20 protein-coding genes and 1 riboswitch are annotated in these 24,833 nt (G+C 61.8%); of the genes, 13 read left to right on the forward strand and 7 right to left on the reverse strand.

Annotation, left to right across the window (positions count from 1 at the left end):
• Positions 1-28 precede the first annotated feature (28 nt).
• The 5 genes from JFV30_RS31410 to JFV30_RS31430 all read left to right on the forward strand — a co-directional run bounded on the left by JFV30_RS31410 (position 29) and on the right by JFV30_RS31430 (position 6,202).
• A complete protein-coding gene (locus tag JFV30_RS31410; RefSeq protein WP_201125997.1) occupies positions 29-1,786 on the forward strand; it encodes a carbamoyltransferase family protein in 1,758 nt (585 codons plus the stop codon).
• Positions 1,787-2,683, forward strand: coding sequence for a GNAT family N-acetyltransferase (locus JFV30_RS31415; protein ID WP_010169297.1), 897 nt, complete (start codon positions 1,787-1,789; stop codon positions 2,681-2,683).
• Positions 2,680-4,086 (forward strand): PIG-L deacetylase family protein, encoded by a 1,407-nt coding sequence (locus JFV30_RS31420; RefSeq protein WP_201125998.1) that lies wholly within the window; start codon positions 2,680-2,682, stop codon positions 4,084-4,086. The genes JFV30_RS31415 and JFV30_RS31420 overlap by 4 nt, the downstream gene beginning before the upstream one ends.
• 86 nt (positions 4,087-4,172) lie before the next feature.
• A complete protein-coding gene (locus tag JFV30_RS31425; protein WP_201125999.1) occupies positions 4,173-5,321 on the forward strand; it encodes a glycosyltransferase family 4 protein in 1,149 nt (382 codons plus the stop codon).
• Positions 5,318-6,202: a glycosyltransferase gene (locus JFV30_RS31430; RefSeq protein WP_201126000.1), complete on the forward strand. Its 885-nt coding sequence runs from the start codon at positions 5,318-5,320 to the stop codon at positions 6,200-6,202. The genes JFV30_RS31425 and JFV30_RS31430 overlap by 4 nt, the downstream gene beginning before the upstream one ends.
• A 69-nt stretch (positions 6,203-6,271) precedes the next feature.
• Here JFV30_RS31430 and JFV30_RS31435 read toward each other — a convergent pair whose 3' ends face one another.
• Positions 6,272-8,155, reverse strand: a complete 1,884-nt coding sequence (locus JFV30_RS31435; protein WP_201126001.1) for a bifunctional O-antigen ligase/aminoglycoside phosphotransferase family protein — start codon at positions 8,153-8,155, stop codon at positions 6,272-6,274.
• Between the two features lie 159 nt (positions 8,156-8,314).
• On the opposite strand from JFV30_RS31435, the gene msbA reads away from it, so the two are divergent.
• Both msbA and hldE read left to right on the forward strand, forming a co-directional pair.
• The gene (msbA, locus tag JFV30_RS31440; protein ID WP_201126002.1) at positions 8,315-10,120 is read left to right on the forward strand and encodes a lipid A export permease/ATP-binding protein MsbA; all 1,806 of its coding nucleotides are present in this window, start codon (positions 8,315-8,317) and stop codon (positions 10,118-10,120) included.
• Between the two features lie 156 nt (positions 10,121-10,276).
• Positions 10,277-11,698 carry a bifunctional D-glycero-beta-D-manno-heptose-7-phosphate kinase/D-glycero-beta-D-manno-heptose 1-phosphate adenylyltransferase HldE gene (gene hldE, locus JFV30_RS31445; protein WP_169386522.1) on the forward strand — a complete coding sequence of 474 codons (1,422 nt, stop codon included), beginning with the start codon at positions 10,277-10,279 and terminating at the stop codon, positions 11,696-11,698.
• Positions 11,699-11,735: 37 nt separating this feature from the next.
• Here hldE and JFV30_RS31450 read toward each other — a convergent pair whose 3' ends face one another.
• From JFV30_RS31450 to JFV30_RS31465, 4 genes are all read right to left on the reverse strand, one after another.
• Entirely contained in the window at positions 11,736-12,701 is a 966-nt protein-coding gene (locus JFV30_RS31450; protein ID WP_010169317.1) for a hypothetical protein, read from the reverse strand.
• Positions 12,702-12,742: 41 nt separating this feature from the next.
• The gene (locus tag JFV30_RS31455; RefSeq protein ID WP_010169318.1) at positions 12,743-13,555 is read right to left on the reverse strand and encodes an aldo/keto reductase; all 813 of its coding nucleotides are present in this window, start codon (positions 13,553-13,555) and stop codon (positions 12,743-12,745) included.
• A complete protein-coding gene (locus JFV30_RS31460) occupies positions 13,552-14,727 on the reverse strand; it encodes an NAD(P)/FAD-dependent oxidoreductase (RefSeq protein ID WP_201126003.1) in 1,176 nt (391 codons plus the stop codon). Before JFV30_RS31460 ends, JFV30_RS31455 begins: the two co-directional genes overlap by 4 nt.
• Positions 14,728-14,796: 69 nt before the next feature.
• On the reverse strand, positions 14,797-15,132 hold the full coding sequence (locus JFV30_RS31465; protein ID WP_169386520.1) for a DMT family transporter: 336 nt from the start codon (positions 15,130-15,132) through the stop codon (positions 14,797-14,799).
• Between the two features lie 103 nt (positions 15,133-15,235).
• On the opposite strand from JFV30_RS31465, the gene JFV30_RS31470 reads away from it, so the two are divergent.
• Together JFV30_RS31470 and waaA are read left to right on the forward strand one after the other, a co-directional pair.
• On the forward strand, positions 15,236-16,126 hold the full coding sequence (locus tag JFV30_RS31470; protein ID WP_010169325.1) for a LysR family transcriptional regulator: 891 nt from the start codon (positions 15,236-15,238) through the stop codon (positions 16,124-16,126).
• A 23-nt stretch (positions 16,127-16,149) separates the two neighbouring features.
• On the forward strand, positions 16,150-17,427 hold the full coding sequence (gene waaA / locus JFV30_RS31475) for a lipid IV(A) 3-deoxy-D-manno-octulosonic acid transferase (protein WP_201126004.1): 1,278 nt from the start codon (positions 16,150-16,152) through the stop codon (positions 17,425-17,427).
• Positions 17,428-17,544: 117 nt separating this feature from the next.
• Here waaA and JFV30_RS31480 read toward each other — a convergent pair whose 3' ends face one another.
• Positions 17,545-18,984, reverse strand: a complete 1,440-nt coding sequence (locus JFV30_RS31480) for a TolC family outer membrane protein (RefSeq protein ID WP_010169328.1) — start codon at positions 18,982-18,984, stop codon at positions 17,545-17,547.
• A 195-nt stretch (positions 18,985-19,179) separates the two neighbouring features.
• A riboswitch (TPP riboswitch) is annotated at positions 19,180-19,285 on the forward strand.
• 146 nt (positions 19,286-19,431) lie between these two features.
• Here JFV30_RS31480 and thiC point away from each other — a divergent pair.
• On the forward strand, positions 19,432-21,321 hold the full coding sequence (gene thiC / locus JFV30_RS31485) for a phosphomethylpyrimidine synthase ThiC (protein ID WP_010169330.1): 1,890 nt from the start codon (positions 19,432-19,434) through the stop codon (positions 21,319-21,321).
• A 188-nt stretch (positions 21,322-21,509) separates the two neighbouring features.
• Positions 21,510-22,799, forward strand: coding sequence for a putative hydroxymethylpyrimidine transporter CytX (gene cytX / locus JFV30_RS31490; RefSeq protein WP_201126005.1), 1,290 nt, complete (start codon positions 21,510-21,512; stop codon positions 22,797-22,799).
• Here cytX and JFV30_RS31495 read toward each other — a convergent pair.
• Complete coding sequence (locus tag JFV30_RS31495) at positions 22,768-23,514, reverse strand: RsiV family protein (RefSeq protein ID WP_201126006.1); 747 nt, start codon at positions 23,512-23,514, stop codon at positions 22,768-22,770. The genes cytX and JFV30_RS31495 overlap by 32 nt on opposite strands.
• Positions 23,515-23,725: 211 nt before the next feature.
• Here JFV30_RS31495 and JFV30_RS31500 point away from each other — a divergent pair, with 211 nt between their 5' ends.
• Together JFV30_RS31500 and JFV30_RS31505 are read left to right on the forward strand one after the other, a co-directional pair.
• Positions 23,726-24,343, forward strand: a complete 618-nt coding sequence (locus JFV30_RS31500; protein WP_003209505.1) for an NUDIX domain-containing protein — start codon at positions 23,726-23,728, stop codon at positions 24,341-24,343.
• On the forward strand, positions 24,334-24,783 hold the full coding sequence (locus JFV30_RS31505) for a DUF1249 domain-containing protein (protein WP_003209507.1): 450 nt from the start codon (positions 24,334-24,336) through the stop codon (positions 24,781-24,783). The genes JFV30_RS31500 and JFV30_RS31505 overlap by 10 nt, the downstream gene beginning before the upstream one ends.
• The last annotated feature ends 50 nt before the right edge of the window (positions 24,784-24,833 follow it).

The following is a 24,833-nucleotide window of genomic DNA, read 5'->3' on the forward strand; positions in this document are numbered from 1 at the left end:
CATGCAGACTAAAAGAGGCTAGACCCCTGTGGCATTGACGATTCTTGGCCTGTCCGGCGCCCTTAGCCATGATCCTTCCGCAGCCTTGTATATCGACGGCAAGCTGATCGCGGCCGCCGAAGAAGAGCGTTTCGTACGCGACAAACATGCAAAGAACCGCATGCCCTACGAATCGGCAAAGTTCTGCCTGGAACAGGCCGGTATCAAGCCTTCCGACGTTGATGTGGTCGCGATTCCATTCGCCCCCATCAGCCTGTTCGGCGAGGCCCGCTGGCACTATGCCAAGCGTTATTGGTACGCCCCGGACCGCGCCCTCGACGCGATCCTGATGGGCAACCGTCGCTACAAGCGCTATCGCAACAAGATCGTCTGGTGCCTGGAGCAACTGGGCTTCGATCCGAAGAAAATCAAGATCGAACCGGTTGAACACCACCTGGCCCATGCCTCCAGCGCCTATCACTGCTCGGGCTTCCAGGAGAAGACCGCGATCCTCGGGATCGATGGCAAGGGCGAGTACGCCACGACCTTCTTCGGCTACGGCGAAAACGGCAAGATCCACAAGATCAAGGAATTCTACGATCCGGACTCCCTCGGCGGCCTGTACGGCGCGATCACCGAGTTCCTCGGTTTCGAGATGCTCGACGGTGAGTTCAAGGTCATGGGCATGGCGCCGTATGGCGATGCCAGCAAGTACGATTTCTCGCGCCTGGCCTCCTTTGAAAACGGCGAGCTGGTGATCAACACCGACTACGCCAACGTCATCGGCCTGCGCCGCTACAAAGAGAAGGGCAAGGGGTTCTACTTCTCGCCGAAACTGATCGAGTGGCTGGGTCCCAAGCGCGAAGGCGACATTGCCGACGAGCCGTACATCCACTACGCGGCCAGCATGCAGGCACTGTTCGAGAAGCTGGCGTTGCAGATGATCGACCATTACCTGGGCGACATCCTCAAAGACACCGGCAAGCTGGCGTTCGCTGGCGGCTGTGCGTTGAACGTCAAGCTGAACCAGAAGATCATTGCCCGTGACGACGTCAAGGAGCTGTTCGTGCAGCCGGCGTCCGGCGATGCCGGCACCGCGGTCGGTGCGGCAGCCTACGTGTCCCACGCCCGTGGCGTACCGGTAGAGAAGATGGAACACGTCTATCTCGGCCCGTCCTACAGCAACGAAGACGTGATCGCCGCGTGCGCCAGGCACGAGAGCAAGCCGGTCTGGCGCAAGATCGAAAACATGCCCAAGCGCATCGCCAGGATCATGGTTGACGGCAACCCGGTGGCCTGGTTCCAGGGCCGCATGGAGTTTGGCCCGCGCGCCTTGGGCGGGCGTTCGATCATCGGTTGCCCGAGCGCGACCGGCGTGGCTGACCGGATCAACCACCAGATCAAGTTCCGCGAGCGCTGGAGGCCTTTCTGCCCGTCGATGCTCGACACTGTCGCGCCACAGATGATCAAGGTCGATCACCCGGCGCCGTTCATGACCTTCACCTTTGAAGTGTCGGAAGAGTGGAAAACCCGCGTGCCGGAAGTGGTCCATGAAGATGGCACCTCCCGCGCCCAGGTGCTCAAGCGCGAGTACAACCCGCGCTACTACGACATGATGAAAGAGCTGGAAGTACTGACCGGCAACGGCGTGTCGCTGAACACCTCGCTGAACCGTCGTGGCGAAGCGATGATCTGCTCGCCGACCGACGCGCTGAACATGTTCTTTGGCTCCGACCTGCAGTACCTGATCATGGAAGACATCCTGGTGGTCAAGGACGGCGTAGACCCTTATGACGCTGTGGTTTAAATGCTGAACCGCTTCCAGGGCTGGCGTGAACGTGGCTGGACGCCTGTCGAGGCCGAGGTTTACGCCCAGGCCTGGCAGCGTTTTGGCGGCAGCGTGGCGACTCATCCGCAGATTATCGAGCGGCTGGCGCACCTGGCACAGATTCCCGTGCGTTACCTGGGCTGGGAGCAGGATGGCGAGCTGAAAGGCGCGATTGCCACCTGGGGGCGCGACCTGGCCCTGTCCAAGGACGTGCTCAAGCGCAAAGGCAAAAAAGGCCTGTTCGATCTGGGTAACGCCGAGATCATCCTGCCGATTGCCGCCGATGCGCAGCTGCCGTTGCGCCATCGCGCGCGTTATCTGTCGGCGCTGAATGAAGGGCGCGTGAGCACCCTCAAGCCCCAGGCCGAGCAGTTGGCCATGGCGCGCACACCGGAAGAACTGTCGAAAAAGTTTCGCTACAACCAGCGTCGTGAATTGCGCTTGCTGGAAGAGGCGGGCGGCGTGGTGCGGGCGGTCAGCGAGTTTTCCAGCAGTGAGCTGGCGGCGATTTACTGCGACCTGTTCCAGCGACGCTGGGGTTTCCCGGCAGCGGGTGCCGAGCGTCTGGCCGAAGTGCTGGAGTTGCTCAAGGAATTTCTGTTCGGCTCGGTGCTGTTTCTCAATGACGCCGCGATTGCCGTGCAACTGGTGTATCAGGTGCAGGCGCCGGCATGGGTCAGTGCCGAGTACGTCAACGGCGGTGTCGACCCTGAAACCAAGGCGTTCAGCCCCGGTAGCGTGCTGAGTTTCCTCAACACCCAAAGTGCCTGGGAACAGGCGCGGGCGAGCGACAAGCCGCTGCGTTTCTCCTTTGGGCGTTCCGATCGTGAATACAAGGAGCGCTGGTGCAACCCGGTGCCGGTGTTCAGCGTATGAGCCGCAAGCAGCAACTCCTCAAGCAGCATCGGCGCAACAAGCGCATCGCGCTGTTGGTTGGCCTGTTGCTGCTGGTGGCGGTCGGTGTGCTGGTGGCCTGGTGGTTGCCGGCGGTGCTGGCGGTGGTGCTGTGGGGCGCCCATGAAGCCTGGTTTGCCGATCACCTGTTCTATTCGCCTAAAGACGACTATGAGTACGCGTTTCCCGAGGGGAGCGAGTGCGCGGGGCTGCGTCTTGAGGCGGGGCGGCTGGTGTTGGACACGCCCTTGGTGGGCGATGAAACCCTGATCGTCGGTGTTGAGCTCAAAAGCGCCTGGCTCGGACGTTTTCTCGACCCCGCCGTAGAGTTGCTGGGCCTTGATGCGCCGGACCGGCAAGTCTTCGAGCGTGGCGTCGCGGGTCGGCGTTACCTCAACCTGACCGGCGCGGGCGAAGCACTGGCCGCCGGCAAGCTGCGTTTGCGCGGGCGCTTCTGCCGGATCAAGGGGCAGCCAACGCTGTGGCGGTTCCGCCAGCCGGATTACCGTCGCCAGCGGGTCATGGTGATCGCGCCCCATGCCGACGATGCCGAACTGGCTGCCTTCAGCCTTTACAGCCAGGCTGATGAGAGCTGGATCGTCACCCTCACGGCGGGCGAAATCGAAGCCGATCACTATCAACAAATGGGCATGCCCAAGGCGGATGCCGCACGGCTCAAAGGCCGCCTGCGTGCCTGGGACAGCGTTACCGTGCCACGCTGGGCGGGCGTTCCCGAGGCGCAGTGCGTGCAGTTGGGTTACTTCTGCATGCAATTGCCGGCCATGCAGGCTGCGCCGGACCAGCCCCAGGCCTCCCGGGAAGCCGGTTTGGACGATACGCGGCTGTTTCGCCAGTTCAATACCCTGGCCTTGCCCGGGGATGTAGACGGCGCGCCGACCTGGAACAACCTGATTGCCGACCTGCGGGCCTTGCTGCTCAAGGCGCGCCCCCAGGTGATCGTGTTGCCGACGCCGCTGCTGGACCCGCACCCGGATCATATCTGTGCGCACGCCGCGATTCTCGAAGCCCTGCAAGGCCTGGAGTGGCAACCGGGTACATTGCTCGGTTACGCCAATCACCTGCATGATAACGACCGCTGGCCCATGGGCGACTCGGGCGCTGGCGTGGCGTTGCCGCCGCGTTTTGAAGCCACGCTTGAGCTGGTGCCGTGCAGCTTGCCGCTGACGCTGAGCCAGCAGCAGGACAAGGCCATGGCCCTGGGCATGATGCATGACTTGCAGCCGCGGGCGCCCTTCAAGCGTCGCGTGCGCAGGTGGTTGCAGCAATTACTGGCGGGCCGCAGTCCATCGCCTTATGGAGAGAATGAATTCTTCCGCAAGGCGGTGCGCCGTCATGAGTTGCTCTGGGTGTTGAAGCAGGATTGAGACCTTATTGAAGGCAGGCTTGCAGTGCCTGCCGCCCCTTTTTCACCGGGCTGCGTGCCCGCAGCCAGATTGCAGCATGGAGAGTTATGAAGCCTCGTTTCAAGGTTTTGCAGTTACAGCCGGACTATAACGTCAAGACCCATGACTTTGCCGACCTCGGCGAGCAGATCGTCAAGGCCTTGCCGGCTGAACGTTTCGAGGTCACATCCGGGTTCCTCAGCGGCCGCCCGCTGCCCGGCCAGCCCCTGAGCGTGGCTGAACACTCCCATTATTTCGAGCTGCCGGAAAAATCCCTCAAGGGCATTCGTTTCGGCGCCATGTGGCAGATCTACAAGTATTGCCGCGAGCAGAAATTCGACGTGGTCATCTGTAACCGCTTCAAGTCGGTCAACATGATGCTCTCCCTCAACCGTTGGTTGAAGATCCCCCTGTGCATCGGTATCTCCCACGGTTTTGGCGAGTACGCCCGTGGCTACCGCCGCCGCCAGACCCAGAAGTGGGTCAGCCCGGCGTGGCGGTTCGTCGGCGTATCAGAGGCGGTCAAGGATTACCTGGTGGACCTCAACTGCGGGTTCACCCGTGAAAACACCACGTATGTCACCAACGCCATCGACATTCCCCAGGCCGAAGCCTTGCAATTGCCTCGCGATGAAGCGCGCAAGGCTCTGGGCTTGCCGCTGGATGCACGGATGATTGGCGCCCTGGGCCGACTGGTGCCAATCAAGGGCCATACCCATTTGCTGCAAGCCTTCGCGACCCTCAAGGACAAATACCCTGAGGCCCAGGTGGGCATTATCGGCTCCGGCCGCGCCGAAGCAGACCTGCTTGCCGACATCGAGCGCCTGGGGCTGACCGGCCGTGCGCACCTGCTGGGCTTCCGTGAAGATGGCATGAAGTACGTGCGTGGTTTTGATATCTGGACCATGCCGTCGCTGTTCGAAGGCCTGGGCCTGGCGTTGCTGGAAGGCATGAGCGGGCATCTGCCGGTCATCGCCTCCAACGGCCCGGCGATGTTGCCGTTGGTGCAGGGGGCGGGCGGCCTGTCCCATGACCCGGGCAATGTCGAGCAACTGGCGGCGGCGCTGGACACGTACCTGGCGCTGAGCGACGAAGAGCTGCGCGCCAAGGGCGAACAAGTGTTCCGCTACCTGGAAGAAAACCACACCCTGGACGAGTTCCGGCGCAAGTATTTGAACCTGATCGAAACCGGTCTGCGTGAAGTAGGTAGAGCATGAGTCTGCAGCAACCCCTGGTCACTGTGATCATTGCGTCTTACAACCACGGCCCGTACATCGAGCAGAGCATCCTCAGTGTGCTCGGCCAGACCTACCCCAACATTGAGTTGCTGGTGGTGGACGATGGCTCCAAGGATGACAGCGTGGAGCGCATCCAGCGCTTGCAGGCCGAGCACGGGTTTGACTTTCAGGTCCAGCAGAACCAGGGCCTGACCAATACCCTGAATGGCGCCATCGCCCGTGCCAAAGGCAGCCTGATCGCGCCATTCGGCTCCGATGACATCATGCTGCCCGAGCGCATTGCCACCCAGGTTGCCTACATGGAAGGCAAGCCGAAGGTGGGCATCTGTGCCGGCAATATCGAGTTGATTGACGGTGACGGCAAGCCGTACCCGGAGAAGAAGCAGCGCCGCGATCTGCCGTTTCGCAGCCTGGATTTCGATGATCTGTTCATGGATCGCAAGCCCTTTCCCCCGGCCCCGACCCTTATGATTCGCCAGCAGGCGCTGGAAGAGGTCGGTGGTTTCGATCCGCTGATTCCGCTGGAAGACTTGCTGATTGAATTGAAGATCACCCATGCCGGCTACACCATCGACGTGTTGAACGTAGTGATGGCGCGCTATCGCCAGCATGCGACCAACACCTACAAGAATCATCGCTACATGATCCAGAACATCCTCAAGACCTACGGGCTGTTCAGCGATCATCCTGCCTACGATCAGGTTCGCTACAACTTCCTGAACTCGATGTTTCTCAAGACGGCCGACCGTGACCGCCCACTGGCGCGGGAGATCCTCAAGCAGATTCCGTTGAAGTTCTGGGGTCGCAAGACCCTGCGTGGGCTGGTGCGGCTGTACCTGGCGCCGCAGCGCAGCTCATAACGCCTGTGCCAGGCCATTGCGTACACCGCAATGGCCGCAAGGGAGTTTGAACCTCAGCGGTTCAAACCCTCACTTGGCCGGGCTGGCTGCCTGCGCGACCGGACGATTGAGCTTCAGCACCTGCTCACGGATCTTCGCCGTGGCACTTGGCGAGGCCACCGAGGCATAGCCCTTGGCCAATTGCTCGAAATGGGTTTCGAACAGCCAATTACGGTCTTGTGGATAACGTTGCATGTGCCGCAGGTTGCGCTGGCGCAGGGCGTTGCGCAGGGCTGACGGGTAGATGCGCATGTCGGCCACGTCGATCAGGCCGAACTCGCCGTCATCCATCAACAGTACGTTGCCCAGGTGCAGGGAGCGGAAGTAGATCCCGCGCTCGTGAAGCTGGGCCATGAACCCGCCGAAACGCTCAATCAGCGATTCCCGCAGGCTGCTGTCCAGGCTTTGCAGGGCCTGGCGCAAGGTCAGCCCGGGCAACGGCTGGTACTGCACGGCGCTGCTGTGGTCCTGCAATTCGTAGAGCCCGAGGATCGAGGGTGAGGGAACGCCGCGTTCACGCAATTGCTCGCTGTTGCTGGCAAAACGTTGGGAGTACGGATTGAAGCTGCCGGAGGTGTACCAGTTCCGGGCACGGAACAATTTCAGGAAGCTGCCGTCTTCCAGGCGCAGGACCTTGGGGCCGAGGCCGTCGGCTTCGATGACGTGAGCGTTGCTGCACAGCTGTTCAAAAGCCAGCGGTTTGAGGCTTTGCACAGGCATGCGTAACAGGCTGCGGCGACGCTGGGCGATGCTCAGGCCGGCGATCAGTGCCAGAGGTATCCACAACAGGAACCAGTGTTCTTTTGGTCGCGAGAGGATGCCACCGCCTTCGGTCAGGCCGGCGCCGATGCCGTAGGCCAGCAATGACGAGGCCAGGATGAACAGCGGTTGTGCGCGGGCCTTGAGGCTTTTGTACAGGCCCCAGCCGAGCATGAAGGCCCACGGAATAAAGCCGATGATGCCGACGTAATAAAGCACGCCCAAGGCGAAGCTGTGGGGTTCGCGAAGCGGTTCGTAGGTGTAGCTCGGGGGTTGCACATAAAGTTCGGAGTCGTAGCTGTGGCCGATCCATGGGTGATCGGCGATACGTCCCAGGACAATCTCCCATATTTCGAAGCGCGATGAGCTGCCGCGCTCGGTAATCAGTTGCGGGTAAAACAGCAATAGCGCCGCCGCCGCCAGTACCAGGCCGGCAACCATCAGTGCAGAGCGGCGATTTCGGCTGAGGAAACTCATCCAGAAAACGGCCATGACCAGTGCCACCAACGGTGTTCTGGAGCCGGTAGCCAGGACGGCCGCCGTCATGATCGCCAGCGCCGGGATGCTCAGCCACAGCGCGTGCAAGCGTTTGGTGGCGACACAGACATACAGCCAGTACACGCAGAAAAAGCCGAATATATGAGAGCTGAGCAGCGGATTGTCGAGGGCTCCACGGCCGCCGATCATGCGCATCCCGGGCTCGAACCCAGAAACAAAAAACACCAGGTTGATCGCGCAGACGACCGTGGCGATGACTGCGGCGCTAAAGAAGATAGGCTTGAACAGGTCGTTGCGGTAGTGCAGCAGCAAGCCACATCCGGCGAACAGCATGAACGTGTGCAGCGGTCGCTTGAACAGGTCGGTGTCCGGATGGTGCTCCGGACTCCAGAACAGGCTTGTCAGCGCCCAGGCTGAAAACAACAGGAACGCGATGGCGAGCGGCTCGCGCAGAACCTCTTTCAGCTCCCTGGGGCGCAGGCACAGCAGGATCAAAGTGGGGGCGCTGAACAGGCCGTAATAGAACTTGTGCAGTACATTTCGGTTGGAGACGAAGAACAGTGCGCTCAAGAGGAGCAACAGGCCGATCGGTAGAATCCATAGGCACAGGAAGTCGAATACGCGATTTGAGCCATAGGTGATGCGTTTTGAGTGCATACGGAAAAGCCGTTCCTGAATAAAGAAAGCCGAACATACTAAAGTAGTGGCTATATAATGTCGCCCGCTGGGTCCAACGGGGTCGCCCTTGTGCCGGGTGCAAGTACAACAGAGAAGCTGTGCTAAAGTCAGCCTCCTTTTTCAAAACCGCCGCGTGATATGACCGACTCCAGTCCGAGCGCAAGCCCTTCGAGCTTGAAAATATACTTCCGCCTGCTCAGCTACGTTAAGCCCTATGCCGGCTTGTTCGCGCTGAGTATTGTCGGCTTTCTGATTTTCGCTTCGACCCAGCCGATGCTGGGGTACATCCTCAAGTACTTTGTCGATGGCCTGTCCAACCCTGAAGCGGTGCTGTTCCCCAGTGTGCCTTTCCTGCGTGACCTGCAATTGCTGCAGGCCGTGCCGCTGCTGATCATTCTGATCGCCGCCTGGCAGGGCCTCGGCTCGTTCCTGGGCAACTACCTGTTGGCCAAGGTTTCCCTGGGCCTGGTCCACGACCTGCGGGTGCAACTGTTCAACAACCTGCTGACCCTGCCGAACCGCTACTTCGACAATCACAACTCCGGGCACCTGATTTCCCGCATCACCTTCAACGTGACCATGGTCACCGGTGCTGCGACAGATGCCATCAAGGTGGTGATTCGCGAAGGCATGACGGTGATCTTCCTGTTCGCCTCGCTGCTGTTCATGAACTGGCGGCTGACCCTGGTGATGATCGCCATCCTGCCGTTGATTGCCGTGATGGTCAGCACCGCGAGCAAGAAATTCCGCAAGCAGAGCAAGAAGATCCAGGTCGCCATGGGTGACGTGACCCACGTCGCCTCGGAAACCATCCAGGGCTACCGCGTGGTGCGCAGCTTCGGCGGTGAGGTGTATGAGCAGAAGCGCTTCCTCAAGGCCAGCCTGAGCAACACCAACAAGCAACTGCGCATGACCCGCACCGGCGCGATCTACACGCCGGCGCTGCAACTGGTGATCTACAGCGCCATGGCGGTGTTGATGTTCCTGGTGCTGTACCTTCGCGGTGATGCGTCGGCGGGCGACATGGTGGCCTACATCACGTTGGCCGGCCTGCTGCCCAAGCCGATTCGCCAGCTGTCTGAAGTCAGCTCGACCATCCAGAAAGGCGTGGCCGGTGCCGAAAGCATTTTCGAGCAGTTGGACGAAGACGTGGAAATCGATCGCGGCACCATCGAGCGCGAGAAGGTCAGCGGTCGCCTGGAAGTGCGCAACCTGAACTTCACCTACCCAGGCACCGAGCGCCATGTGCTCAAGGACATCACGTTCACCGCAGAGCCCGGGCAGATGGTTGCTTTGGTAGGGCGTTCGGGCAGTGGCAAGTCCACCCTGGCCAGCCTGATCCCGCGTTTCTACCACCACGAGAGCGGCGAGATTCTGCTCGATGGCGTCGAGATCGAAGACTATCGCCTGCTCAACCTGCGCCGGCATATCGCCCAGGTGACCCAGCATGTGACCCTGTTCAGCGACACCGTGACGAATAACATCGCCTACGGTGACCTGGCCGGCGCACCGCGGGCCGATGTCGAGGCGGCGGCGGCCGATGCCTATGCCAAGGACTTCATCGATCAACTGCCCAAAGGCTTCGATACCCAGGTCGGCGAAAACGGTGTGCTGCTGTCCGGCGGCCAGCGCCAGCGCCTGGCAATTGCCCGTGCCCTGCTCAAGAACGCACCATTGCTGATCCTCGACGAGGCGACTTCGGCGCTGGACACCGAGTCGGAGCGCCATATCCAGGCGGCCCTGGACAAGGTCATGCAAGGCCGTACGACGCTGGTCATCGCCCACCGCCTGTCGACTATCGAGAAAGCCGACCTGATCCTGGTGATGGACGATGGCCGGATTGTCGAGCGTGGTACTCACGGCGAACTGCTGGCACAAAACGGTTATTACGCCCGCTTGCACGCCATGGGCCTGGACGCACCGGTCTCGGCCGACATCACCTGATCCGTAGGAGCCGGCTTGCCGGCGATGGCCTTACCGCGGTTGCACTGAAAAACCGCAGTGAACGCATCGCCGGCAAGCCGGCTCCTACATTGCACAAGCCTTTGACAACCCTGTGTTAATATCGCGCCCCTGTTCATTTTGTATGTGGGTTGCTCCATGAAGTTGTCCATGCCGCGATTCGATCAAGCCCCTGTCTTGGTGGTCGGCGATGTCATGCTCGACCGTTACTGGCATGGCGGTACCTCACGGATTTCCCCTGAGGCACCGGTACCGGTAGTCAAGGTCGAGCAAATCGAAGACCGTCCAGGTGGCGCTGCCAACGTTGCCCTCAATATTGCCGCCCTCGGCGCCCCGGCCTCCCTGGTGGGTGTGACCGGCGACGACGAAGCCGCCGACAGCCTGGCCAACAGCCTGCGTGGTGCTGGCGTGCGTGCGCTGTTCCAGCGCATTCCCCATCAGCCGACCATCGTCAAGCTGCGGGTGATGAGCCGTCACCAGCAACTGCTGCGTATCGACTTTGAAGAACCCTTCGCCACCGACGCCCTGGCCCTCAGTGCCCAGGTCGACGAGTTGCTCGAAGGCATCAAGGTGCTGGTGTTGTCCGACTACGGCAAAGGCGCCCTGAAAAATCACCAGATGCTGATCCAGGCCGCCAAGGCCCGGGGCATTCCGGTGCTGGCTGATCCCAAGGGCAAGGACTTCTCGATTTATCGGGGTGCCAGCCTGATCACGCCGAACCTCAGCGAATTTGAAACCATCGTCGGCGGCTGCGTCGATGAGCACGAGCTGGTAACCAAGGGCGCGAAGCTCATGGCCGACCTCGACCTGGGCGCCTTGCTGGTGACCCGTGGTGAACACGGCATGACCCTGTTGCGCCCTGACCACCCGGCCATGCACTTGCCCGCGCGGGCTCGTGAAGTGTTCGACGTGACCGGTGCCGGTGACACGGTGATCTCCACCCTGGCGGCTTCCATTGCCGCGGGTGAAGAGCTGCCTCACGCAGTGGCCCTGGCCAATCTCGCGGCGGGCATTGTGGTCGGCAAACTGGGTACGGCGGCCATCAGCGCACCTGAGCTGCGCCGTGCCATCCAGCGTTCCGAAGGCTCGGAGCGCGGCGTGTTGAGTATCGAGCAATTGCTGCTGGCGATTGACGATGCCCGGGCGCATAACGAGAGCATTGTCTTCACCAACGGTTGCTTCGACATTCTGCACGCCGGTCACGTGACGTACCTGGAGCAGGCGCGGGCCCAAGGTGATCGTTTGATCGTGGCGGTCAACGATGATGCATCGGTCAGCCGGTTGAAAGGGCCGGGGCGGCCGATCAACAGTGTCGACCGTCGCATGGCGGTGCTGGCGGGTTTGGGGGCCGTGGACTGGGTGATCAGCTTTGCCGAGGCGACCCCGGAAAACCTGCTGGCCCAAGTCAAGCCGGACGTGTTGGTCAAGGGTGGGGATTATTCGGTCGACCAGGTAGTCGGCGCTGATATCGTCAGTGCCTATGGCGGCAAGGTCAAAGTGCTGGGGCTGGTGGAAAACAGCTCGACCACGGCGATTGTGGAAAAAATCCGCAGCAACTGACCGAACGCGGCAGGGGAGCTTGCTCCCTTGCCGCAGGTTACCGGCTGCGCTTGCGCGGGACGATTTTCTTCAACAGCAGCTTGGCTCTACCGGTCAGCCGCTTCAATTTCGACTCTTTCTCGGGCGCGCTCAGCCCCTGTTGCCGCAGCCAGTCCTTCCAGCGGATTCGCTCGTCACGCACGATCCAGCCTTCCTGCTGGGCAAAGCTTTCTGCCAGATACAACCCTCGCGTACTCGCCGGATACAGCTGATCCTTCTTCAAGGTGTACAGCTCCGCACACGGCTGGCCGTCTTTCAGCGGCATCAGGTACAAGTCCGGACGCTGGCGGTCCAGGCGCGCGACCAACTGATCACCTTCCAGGCGCTCGTCCACATGAAACAGGCTCAGGGACTTGGCCTCCTTGGGGACTTCCAGGCGCAGGTCATAGATCAGTTGCAGCGAAGCCGTCGGCAGGTGCACATAGGCTCGTGGGCGCTCAATCAATTGCGTGGTGGCGCAGCGCACCGGGCGTGCGGCGCCGGACAGCGGCGAGAGCCGAAACGGCAATGCTTCGCGGTAGTGCAGGGCGGATGAGTAGGGGGCCGGCAGCCACGTGTCGTTGAAGCGCCCGCCCAGCCAGCCTTCCGGGGTTTCCAGCAGGCATTCCTCGGCAATTTCCTGAATGGCGGTGTGCAGTGGCAGGTTCAGTTCGTGGGCCGGCACATAACCGGAGATCAGCTTGAGCACCACATCGCCGCGGTCTTGTCGGCGCTGGCGTACCAGCACCCAGTAATCGCGGTTCTGCCAATGCAGCGTCAGGCGCACCGAAACACCAAGGTTGGCCAGTTCCAGCACGAAACGCTCGGTGTCTTTCACCTCCACCGGCTTGCGCCGCTGCAGGGTCTGGGCGAAGTTGAGCGGCATGCCGACGCTCTGGTAACTCAAGCCTTCGGGCGTGGCTTCGACATGCAGCGGCAGTGTTTTAAAGTTACTCGGGTTTTTTCTAATGAGCGTTCGCGCCATGTCGGCTCCTTCTTGCGTCGGGGTCGGCCGCGTCGGCGGCATCAGAGTTGGCGAATGACCTTGGCAGCGGTCGCTACGTTGTGGGCGAGGTGCAGCGGATTAATGGTCCCGACAATAGCACTGGCGACGCCAGTTTGCGCAAACAACAACATGAAACTGGCGTGAATTGGATCCACTCCGGATTCCAGGCAGACGTGGCCACTGGCCAGTGCTTTTTTCACCAGGATGCCTTTGCCGTGCGCGGCCGCATAATCAATGACGGCTTTCTCGGCCTGTTCGTTCAGATTGTAGGTGACCATGGCGCAATCGCCTTGTTCCAGAGCCTTTACGCCGCCCTCGACGGTTTTGCCGGAGAAGCCGAAACCGCGAATCTTGCCCTCGCGCTTGAGGTCCGCCAGGGTCTGGTAAACCTCGCAATCGTTGAGGATATGCAGGTCGTTGCCGTCGGAGTGCACCAGCACCAGGTCGATAAAATCCGTTTCAAGTCGTTTCAGGCTGCGCTCCACAGAAAGTCGGGTATGGGCCGCGCTGAAATCGTGATGGGACACGCCCTCGGCAAATTCTTCGCCCACCTTGCTGACAATCACCCAGTCCTGGCGCTGGCCGCGCAACAGCGGGCCCAGGCGTTCTTCGCTGCGGCCATAGGCGGGCGCAGTGTCGATCAGGTTGATGCCCAGCTGACGGGCCTGGCGCAGCAGCATCCGCGCGGCGTCGTCATCGGGAATCTGGAAACCGTTGGGGTACTTCACCCCTTGGTCGCGGCCCAGCTTGACGGTGCCCAGGCCCAGCGGCGAGACCAGCAGGCCGGTGCTGCCCAGCGGGCGGTGAAGGTCGTGCAGGGTCGGCAAGGTCATGGCAGCAGTTGCTCCCAGGCGGGTTGGGCGATCGTGGGTTTTGGCAGTTCGGGCAGTTTTTCCGGGGTGCCTGGCGTGATGCCGTCACGTTCCAGAGCATGGATCACCCGGTCGGCGAAGTCCGGTGCCAGTGCCAGCTTGGTCGGCCAGCCCACCAGAAGGCGGTCCTGTTCGGCGAGGAAGGCGTTGTCCGGGCGGGTCAGCCCCGACTGCAACGGCTCGGCACGGTCCACGCGCAGGGTGGCCCACCGGGTCTGGCTCATGTCGATCCAGGGCAGCAGTTGGGCCAGTTCTTTTTGGGCGGTGGCGATCTGTTGCTCCGGGGTACGGGCCACACCTTCGGCCTCGGCAATATCGCCGCCCAGGTACCACACCCAGTTGCCATCGGCGGCGGGGTGCGTGGTCACGGTGATGCGCGGTTTGGTGCCGCCGCCCAGGCAGTGGGCGTACAGCGGCTTCAGGCCGGGGCCCTTGGCGATGATCATGTGCAGCGGTCGGCGTTGCATGGCGGGCTGGCTCAGGCCCAGGGCACTGAGCAATTCAGCGGTGCCACCGCCGGCGCTGAGCACGATACGCTGGGCGCGGATCTCGCGGCCATCGACCTTCAGGCCGACCAGTGTGCCGTCTTCCAGCAACGGTTCGATCTGTTCACCGGCCAGCAGGCCGTCGCCGGCCAGTTGCGCCAGGCGTTCGATCAGGCTCGGGACGTCGATCACCAACTCGGCCAGGCGATAGACCTTGCCCTTGAAGCGGCGGTCTTGCAGGGCCGGTGGCAGGTCGTCGCCCTTTACCTGGTCGACGCGGCCACGCACGGCCTTGCTGGCGAAGAAACTGGTGAGGTTGCCGGCGATAGTGCCCGGCGACCACAGATAGTGGGCCTCGGACAGCAGGCGCACGCCCGAAAGGTCCAGTTCGCCGTTGCCCGCCAGGGCTTCGCGCCAGCGGCGGGGCATGTCGGCGATGGCTTCCGAGGCGCCGGTGAGGGCGCCGTGCAGTGCGTATTTCGCACCGCCGTGGATGATCCCCTGGGACTTCACGCTCTGCCCGCCACCGAGGGTGGCGCTTTCCACCAGCACTGTGGAAAAGCCCTGGCGACGCAGGCGCGCATTGAGCCAGAGGCCGGCAACCCCGGCGCCGACAATCAGAACGTCGGTGGAAATAACGGATGGCATGCAGCGACCTCAGTGTTCAAGACAAGAGGCGCAGTATACAGGCACAGAGGCGCGGCGATTTGTCGGTGATCAGTGCCCGGCGGTTTTCGAGAACAACTGAATCACCACCACCCCGAGCACAATCAGGGCCATCCCCAGCATCGCCGGGATATCCAGTTTCTGCCCGTAGATAAACAGCGCGGCGATGCTGACCATCACGATGCCCATCCCGGCCCACACCGCATACGCGACGCCCACCGGCACGGTGCGCACCACCAGCGTGAGCATCCAGAAGGCCACGCCGTAACCGACGATCACCAGCAACAGCGGGATCGGCGTGCTGAAACCCTTGATCGCTTTCATGGAAACGGTGGCGATCACTTCCGAGCAAATGGCAATGGCCAGGTAATAGTAGGCGGCGTTCATGGGGTAAATCCTCGGTACAGGGTCGCTTGATAAGGTTGGCATTTTAGAGATTTGCCAGATGCGGTAAAGTCATTACCTATCCGAATAAAAGATGGGTTGAGCCATGAGCGTGCAGTGGAGTCTTGAGCAAATGCGCCTGTTTGTCAGCGTCGCCGAGCAGCGTTCATTTTCGGCGGTGGCGCGGGACCAGCGCCGGGCACAGTCGGCAGTCAGCAATGGGATTGCCCTGTTGGAGGCGGACCTGGGCGTGTGCCTGTTTGATCGCAGCAGCGGCCGCCAGCCCCGCTTGACCGAGGCCGGCACCGCGTTGCTCGAAGAGGCGCGGGAAGTCTTGCGCCAGTGTGAGCGCCTGAATGGCCGTGCCTTGTCGTTGATGCGGGGGGAAGAAGCCCGCCTGCGCCTGGCCCAGGATGAGGCCATGCTCTATCAGCCGGTGCTCGACAGCCTCGAATCGCTGGCGGGGAAATTTCCCAGCCTGGAGGTGCAGTTGTCCAGCGCCGCCCAGGGCGATGTCGCGCGCAAACTGGTGGAGCGCAAGGCGGATCTGGGCCTGCTGTTCTACCACGATCAAATCCCCGAAGCGTTGGAGCGCCGGGTGCTGGGCAGCGTGGAGATGGTGACCGTATGCGGTATCAGTCATCCCATGGCCAGGGAAAAGTTTGTGGATTGCCAGCGCCTGGCACAGTTTCGCCAGTTGCTGATGGCGACCCAGACCAGCGTGTATCCCGGGAGCGAGGCCGCCAGCCCGCAAGTGTGGCGCGCTGACAGCTTCTACGTGCTGGCCGAATGGCTGGCACGTGGGTTGGGTTGGGCCTGGCTGCCACGGCATGTGGTGCAGTACCCGGCCTATCAGAACCAGATGGTCGAACTGAACAGTGAATGGACCCCGCCGGCACTGGTGGTGGAATTGGTGTGGCGTCGCGATGAGCCGCTTGGCCCGGCCGCGCGTTTCCTCGCCGAACGTTTTGCCGAGTGCTTGCAGGCGATCGACTGAAAAAGCCGATAAACTCCGCCGCCATGAATAGAACTCTCTACAGCTGTCTGTTTTACCTGGCGCTGCCGTTGGTGGCTTTACGTCTGTGGCTGCGGGCCCGCAAGGCGCCGGCCTACGCCAAGCGCGTGGGTGAGCGCTTTTCCTGGGGCTTGCCGGCGATGCAGCCCGGCGGAATCTGGGTGCACGCGGTGTCGGTGGGCGAAAGCATCGCCGCCGCGCCGATGATTCGCGGTCTGCTGGAACGTTATCCACAGTTGCCGATCACCGTCACCTGCATGACGCCCACCGGTTCTGAGCGAATCCAGGCGTTGTTTGCCAGCGAGCCGCGGATCCAGCACTGCTACCTGCCGTATGATTTGCCCTGTGCGGCCAAGCGTTTTCTTGATCGTGTGCAGCCGAAACTGGCGGTGATCATGGAAACCGAACTGTGGCCCAACCATATTCACCAGTGCGCCAAACGCGGGATTCCCGTGGCATTGGCCAATGCGCGGCTGTCGGCCCGTTCGGCCAAGGGCTACGGACGTTTCGCCAAACTGACTGCACCGATGCTGGCGGAAATGAGCCTGTTTGCCGTTCAGACTGAAACCGAAGCCGAGCGTTTTCGCAGCCTGGGTGCACGGCCGGAAACCGTCGAGGTCACCGGATCGATCAAGTTCGACCTGACCATCGACCCGCAACTGCTGGTAAGCGCCGCCGCCTTGCGCGAGCAATGGCACGCCAGCGAACGCCCGGTGTGGATCGCCGCCAGCACCCACGAAGGCGAAGATGAAGTCGTGCTCGCCGCCCATCGGCAGTTGCTCGCCAGCTATCCGAATGCCCTGCTGATTCTGGTGCCCCGACACCAAGAGCGCTTCAACCCGATGTTCGAGTTGTGCCAGCAACAGGGTTTCGCCACCGTGCGTCGGTCCAGCGGCGAAGCAGTAACGGCGCAAACCTCGGTGTTGCTGGGCGACACCATGGGCGAGCTGCTGTTTTTGTATGCGTTGGCCGACAGCGCGTTTGTCGGCGGCAGCCTGGTGGCCACCGGCGGGCATAACCCGCTGGAGCCGGCGGCCTTGGCCAAGCCGGTCATTTGCGGGCCTCATGTGTTCAACTTCCTTGAGATCAGCGCAATGATGCGCGACGCCGGTGCGTTGCAGGAAGTGGACGATGCCGAGGGTTTGGCGGTGGCGGTGCAGCGCTTGTTCGAGCTGCCGCAGGACGCGCAGAAGATGGGCCAGGCGGGGCTGGCGGTGATGCGCGCCAATCAGGGCGCGTTGAAGCGTTTGCTGGATGGGTTGGGCAGACTGCTCAACCACTGACAACACACATCAAATGTGGGAGCTGGCTTGCCTGCGATACAGACGCCTCGGTACATCAGTCAAACCGAGGTGATGCAATCGCAGGCAAGCCAGCTCCCACATGGTTTTGTGTTGTCTTTAGTAACCGGGGTTAGCCTTCAACTGCGCCGCAGCGGCCTTGGCCAGGTCCGGTGGCAGGAAGTCCTTGTCGGGGTTGTAGTCGGCCTTCAGGTACCGCGCCAGATCCTGCAAATCCCCCGGGTTCAAGGTCCCGGCGGCCTGTTTCAAGCGCAGGTTGTCGAGGATGTAGTCGTAGCGGCTGTTGTTGTAGTTGCGCACCGAGGTGTACAGCTGGCGCTGGGCGTCCAGCACATCGACGATATTGCGCGTGCCCACCTGGTAACCGATTTCCGTGGCTTCCACCGCGCTCTGGTTGGAGATGATCGACTGGCGGCGTGCCTGTACCTGCTCCACGTCGGTGTTGACCGCGCGGTGCAGATTGCGGGTGTTTTCCACCACCTGGCGGCGCAGGCCTTCGCGTTGCTGCTCGGTCTGGCCCAGGCGGGAATAGGACTCGCGCACTTGCGAGCTGGTGAGGCCGCCGCTGTACAGCGGAATCCTCAACTGCAAGCCTACGGTGCGTTGCGACACGTCACCGTGATACGGCTGGCCAAAGGCGCTGGGGTTGCTGAAACCCAGAGCGTCGTTGTCACCTTTTTCGTACTGTGCCACGGCATCCAGGGTCGGCGCGTGGCCGGCCTTGCGTTGCTTCAGGGTTTCTTCGGCAGCAGTGACGGCGTAGTTGCTGGCCAGCAGATTCAGGTTCTGGCGGCCGGCGGTTTCGACCCAGGCCTTGGCGTCGTTCGGTGCCGGTGGCAGCACCGGCAGCGTGTGGACGATGCCCTGGATCGAGTTGTATTGGCGGTTGGTCAGGGTGATCAGCGCTTCGAAGGCGTCGTCCACCTGGCGCTGGGCCAGGATCCGGTTGGCGCGTGCGGTGTCGTAGCTGGCCTGGGATTGCAGCACGTCGGTCTTGTCCGACAGGCCGACGTCAAAGCGTTCGTTGGACTGGTCCAGTTGGCGTTTGAAGGCGGCTTCTTCGGCCTTGGTGGAGGCCAGGTTGTCCTGGGCCCGCAGCACGGCGAAGTAGTTTTCGGCACTTTGCAGGATCAGGTTCTGTTCGGTGGCCGAGAGCTGCAGCGCGGCCTGTTCGTTGACCGCTTCGGCGGCCTGCAACTGGAACCAGCGATCGGCGCGGAACAGCGGCTGGCTCAAGGTCGCGCGCCAGGAATGGGCGTCGCGATTGACCGTGGCGGCGGGCTGATCCAGCTGGGTGCGCACATTGTTGATATCGGCACCGGCCGACAGGTTCGGCAGCAAGCCTGCGCGGGCCTGGGGCACCACTTCTTTCTGCGCGCCATACTGGGCGCGGGCGGCGGCCAGGTCGGCGTTGTTGTCCACCGCTTCCTGGTAGACGCTGACCAGGTCGGTTTTGGTCGTCAGGGGCGCTTCAGCTGCCCAGACCATTCCGTTGGTCGCACAAGACACGGCAAGAGCCAGTGAGAGTTTGCGCAGCATGAGGCGATCCCTAGAATAATATTACGGCGATAATTTGGTGCCCAAGGCTAAGGCGGCCCATTCCTGGCGTCAAGGCCTCAAGCAGTCACCGAGTGTAGTGGCGCTATCACGGCACAACAATCCTGTAATTACGCCATTCATCACGATGAATGCACCGTCATTGGCAATTTGCCTGCTCCATGGTCTAGACTGGCCGCGTTCTTGTCGGGGTGCCTTGTTGGAAGGCTGAGATCGGTAAATACCGGATCCCGTTGAACCTGATCAGGTTAACGCCTGCGTAGGGAACAAGATTTCTCGTCACCCGGCGAGTCCTCTTGTGCTTCGTCCGGGATGTTGTTCGACAATCGAACAGCCCGTGCGCCAAGCACAGCACTGGTTTCAGTGCGTCCATCCGTCACAGGTTCGCTCCGACAAAAATCCACCGCCTGGATAGTTGGAGAGCCCGTGATGACTACAAAACTAAAAAACACCGTGCATTTAAGTGAATCGGCCAAGGTCGACTCCGGTTCCGTGCAGCCGTTTACCCGCTCGCAGAAAATCTATGTGCAAGGCACCCGCCCGGACATTCGTGTGCCGATGCGCGAAGTCAGCCTCGACGTGACCCCTACCGACTTCGGCGGCGAAATCAACGCGCCCGTGGTGGTCTACGACACCTCCGGCCCGTACACCGACCCGAATGTGATCATCGACGTGCGCAAAGGCCTGGGCGATGTGCGCTCGCCGTGGATCGAATCCCGTGGCGACACCGAGCGCCTGTCGGGCTTGAGTTCGCACTTCGGTCAACAGCGCCTGAGCGATGCCGAGCTGACCGCGCTGCGTTTCGCCCACGTGAAAAACCCGCGCCGCGCCAAGGCCGGGGCCAACGTCACCCAAATGCACTACGCCCGCAAAGGCATCATCACCGCCGAGATGGAATACGTCGCCATCCGCGAAAACATGAAGCTGGAAGAAGCCCGTGCCGCCGGCCTGCTGGACCAGCAGCACGCCGGCCACAGCTTCGGCGCCAGCGTGCCGAAAATCATCACCCCGGAATTTGTCCGCGAAGAAATTGCCCGTGGCCGCGCGATCATCCCGGCCAACATCAACCACACCGAACTGGAACCGATGATCATCGGCCGTAACTTCCTGGTGAAGATCAACGGCAACATCGGCAACAGCGCCCTGGGTTCGTCCATCGAAGAAGAAGTGGCGAAACTGACCTGGGGCATTCGCTGGGGTTCGGACACAGTGATGGACCTGTCCACCGGCAAGCACATCCACGAAACCCGCGAGTGGATCATCCGCAACTCGCCGGTGCCGATCGGTACCGTGCCGATCTACCAGGCCCTGGAAAAAGTCGGCGGCGCCGCCGAAGACCTGACCTGGGAGCTGTTCCGCGACACCCTGATCGAACAGGCCGAGCAGGGCGTCGACTACTTCACCATCCACGCCGGCGTATTGCTGCGCTACGTACCGCTGACCGCCAAGCGCGTCACCGGCATCGTGTCCCGTGGCGGTTCGATCATGGCCAAGTGGTGCCTGGCGCACCACAAAGAGAACTTCACCTACACCCATTTCGACGAAATCTGCGAAATCATGAAGGCCTACGACGTCAGCTTCTCCCTGGGAGATGGCCTGCGCCCGGGTTCGATTGCCGACGCCAACGATGCCGCGCAATTCGGCGAGCTGGAAACCCTCGGCGAGCTGACCAAGATCGCCTGGAAGCACGACGTGCAGACCATGATCGAAGGCCCGGGCCACGTGCCGATGCAGCTGATCAAGGAGAACATGGACAAGCAGCTGGAATGCTGCGACGAGGCGCCGTTTTACACCCTCGGCCCGCTGACCACCGATATCGCGCCGGGCTACGACCACATCACCTCCGGTATCGGTGCGGCGATGATCGGCTGGTTCGGTTGCGCGATGCTCTGCTACGTCACGCCGAAAGAGCACTTGGGCCTGCCGAACAAGGATGACGTGAAGACCGGGATCATCACCTACAAGATTGCGGCGCATGCGGCGGACTTGGCCAAGGGGCATCCGGGCGCGCAGATTCGTGACAACGCGTTGAGCAAGGCGCGCTTTGAGTTCCGTTGGGAAGACCAGTTCAACCTGGGCCTGGACCCGGACACGGCGCGGTCGTACCACGATGAAACCTTGCCGAAGGACTCGGCCAAGGTCGCGCATTTCTGTTCGATGTGCGGGCCGAAATTCTGCTCGATGAAAATCACCCAGGAAGTACGTGAGTACGCGGCCAACCAGCGCATTGAAACGGTGGATGTGGACGTGGCCAAGGGACTGGCGGAGCAGGCGGAGCGGTTCAAGCAGGAAGGCAGCCAGCTGTACAAAAAGGTCTGACCCCGAACTTGTGGCGAGGGAGCTTGCTCCCGCTGGAGTGCGTAGCGCTCCCAAAACCTGGATGGGTGTTTTAACTGACACTCATCAGTTGCAGGTTTTGGGGCGGCTTCGCCACCCAGCGGGAGCAAGCTCCTCGCCACAGGGGTACCTCCTACTTCACATAATAGTGTCCCTCTGAGATAACACCCTTGAGCATTCAACCCAGCACCTATTCCCCAGACATCGCGGTGTCCTTGGACAAACGCGTCTTCGGCGCCCGCGATCTCTTTTCCCTGTGGTTCTCCCTGGGCATCGGCCTGATGGTCCTGCAAACCGGCGCGCTGTTGGCGCCGGGCCTGGGCCTCTCCGGCTCCTTACTGGCGATTTTCCTCGGCACTTTGGTCGGCGTCCTGCTGCTGGCCGCCGTCGGCGTGATCGGCAGCGACACCGGCCTGTCCGCCATGGCCGCCCTCAAACTCAGCCTCGGCACCAAAGGCGCCAGCCTGCCGGCGCTGTTGAACCTGCTGCAGTTGATCGGCTGGGGCTCGTTCGAAATCATCGTGATGCGCGATGCTGCCAGCCTGTTGGGTACCCGCGCGTTCAGCGAAGGCAGCCTGCTGGCCAGCCCGTTGTTCTGGACCCTGGTATTCGGCGCCCTCGCGACCTTGCTCGCCGTCAGCGGCCCGTTGACTTTTGTGCGGCAGATCCTGCGCAAGTGGGGCATCTGGCTGCTGCTCGCCGCCTGCCTGTGGCTGACCTGGAACCTGTTCGCCAAGGCCGACCTGGCCGCACTCTGGGCCCAGGCCGGTGACGGCTCGATGCCATTTGCGGTGGGTTTTGATATCGCCATTGCCATGCCGCTGTCCTGGCTGCCACTGATTGCCGACTACTCACGTTTCGGCAAGCGCGCCAAAAGCGTGTTCGGCGGCACCGCGCTGGGTTTCTTTATCGGTAACTTCTGGCTGATGAGCCTGGGCGTGGCGTACACCCTGGCCTTCGCGCCGAGCGGTGAAGTGAACGCCTTGCTGCTGGCATTGGCCGGGGCCGGCCTGGGGATTCCGCTGCTGCTGATCCTGCTGGATGAATCAGAAAACGCCTTCGCCGACATTCACTCGGCGGCCGTGTCCAGCGGGATTCTGTTGCGCCTGAAGGTCGAGCACCTGGCGTTGGCCATCGGCGTCATCTGCACGCTGATCGCCTGCTTTGCACCGTTGGCGCAGTACCAGAACTTCCTGCTGCTGATCGGCTCGGTGTTCGCGCCGCTGTTCGGTGTGGTGCTGGTGGATCACTTCATCCTGCGCCGCCGTGGCCATGGGGTTGCTGCCAGCCTGCGTTGGCCGGCACTGCTGGCCTGGCTGGGTGGCATCAGCACCTATCACGTGCTGGCGAATCTGTACCCGGACGTCGGTGCGACCCTGCCGGCGCTGGTGCTGGCAGGGCTGTTGCACTTCATTCTGGGCCGGGCCTTCAGTGGCGCGCGGGCACCAGTTCAGGCTTGATCACGCCGGTCAGGCGCGCATAGGGGATGGTCATTTCGATCAGCCCCAATGCGTACGGCGCGATGGTGGTCACGTTGTACTTGAGCACCACGCCATTGCTGGTCAGCGCCACATTCGGGGTTTTCTGGAACGGCCAGTTCTTCACGAAATCCGGGTCGCGGTCCATCTGCGAGTTGATCAGCCAGTTGTTGTGGGCGACTTTCGCAGTCTTCCAGAACGCCTCTTCCTGGCCCGGCAGCAGCATGTCGGTCAGGCTCAGCTCTTTGTGCAGCAGGCGTGAATAGTTGATAAAGCCGCGGCCCGGCTCGCCGTGGGCGGTGCCGGTGTCCAGGTAGCTGGAGACTTCAATGATCACCAGTCCGTCATGCTGCTCACGTACCTTGGCTTGCAAGTACATGCTGTTGCGGTCAGGCGACTCACGCAAGAATTTGTCGCGGTAGGCGTTCAGGGTGGCGGGCATGGCCTGGCCAGGCGAGGTGCGGGCCATCTCCAGCAGGCGTTTTTCGACGATCTGGTCCAGTTGCGGCTCGGACGGGAAGTGCACCGTGTCGATGTTGACCAGCGGGCAATCCGGGCTGCTGCAGCCGGGTTTGATCTGCTCCGAGGCGTCGGCGGTGGTGTCCAGCGGCTTGAGGTAGCTGGGTTGGAACAGGCTCTGGCAAGCGCCAAGGGTCAGGGCGATACAGGCCATGGAGGCGATTTTTAAAAGCGACATGTGTGTCCTTCATAAATCGAGGAAAGGTGAAAATGTGGAGCTTCGACTCCCGACAGGGCAGTCAGTTCGCCACTAAGCTGATTAGAGTGAGTTTGACGCCCGCCGTCTATCCCGGCAACCGGAAAGGGGCTGCATCAAGGGGCGCGAGCGCGTTAGGATGGCGCGATGTCGAGGCTGCCTCGACACCGCAAGGCAATAAACGAGGGTTGATATGACGGACACAGCGAAATCGACGCCGAGCAAGGTTGAGATTGTTCAGCGCGACAATGCCTACAAGGGCTTCTACAAACTGGATCGGCTGAAGCTGCGGCACGAGAAGTTTGATGGCGGCATGAGCCGTGAGCTCAATCGCGAAGTCTTTGTTCGTCATGACGCCGTGTGCGTGCTGCCCTACGACCCGCAGCGCGATGAAGTGGTGCTGATCGAGCAGTTTCGCGTAGGCGCCATGGGCCGTACCGACAACCCGTGGCTGATCGAAATGGTCGCCGGCCTGATCGACAAGGATGAGCAACCGGAGGAGGTTGCACACCGCGAAGCCGAAGAGGAAGCTGGCCTTACATTCTCCGCACTCTGGCCGATCACCAAGTACTTTCCGTCGCCGGGTGGCAGCACCGAATTTGTCCACTTGTTCCTGGGCCGTTGCGAAAGCGCCGGGGCCGGTGGCGTCCATGGACTGGAAGAGGAAGCCGAAGATATCCGCGTCACCGTCTGGGCCTTTGAAGACGCCCTGCAAGCGGTACGTGACGGTAAAATTTCCAACGCAGCGAGCATTATTGCCCTGCAATGGCTTGCGCTTAATCGCGCGGAAGTGAGGGGGTTATGGCAGTAAAGGCACGGGAGCGATATCGGGTTGACCTGATCGGGCTGCAAGCAGCCTGCGAGGCCAACTATGCACGGCTGATGCGGCTGCTGCCGGACATGCGCCACACCCCCGAGGCGCGGCGTATCGCCGTGACCCACGGAGACCAGATGCTCGGCGTGCTGACCCTGGAAGTGATCGTGAATTGCCCGTACACCACCACCCTGCGGGTGCGCCAGGAACACAGCCTGCCGTGGCTGCCGGTACCGCAGCTGGAAGTGCAGGTGTACCACGACGCGCGCATGGCCGAAGTGATCAGCGCCGAACATGCGCGACGCTTTCGCAGCATCTACCCTTACCCCAACGTGTTCATGCACCAGCCGGATGAGAAAGCACAGCTCAATGTGTTCCTCGGCGAATGGTTGAGCCACTGCCTGGCCCTGGGCCACGAGTTCGAAGTCGTTCGATAGATGTGAACTGCGTCCGCTTCACGGGTTTCCTCTTTGTGTCCTGCCCCAGC

This window comes from Pseudomonas sp. TH32 (genome assembly GCF_016650855.1).
Taxonomy (GTDB): Bacteria; Pseudomonadota; Gammaproteobacteria; order Pseudomonadales; family Pseudomonadaceae; genus Aquipseudomonas.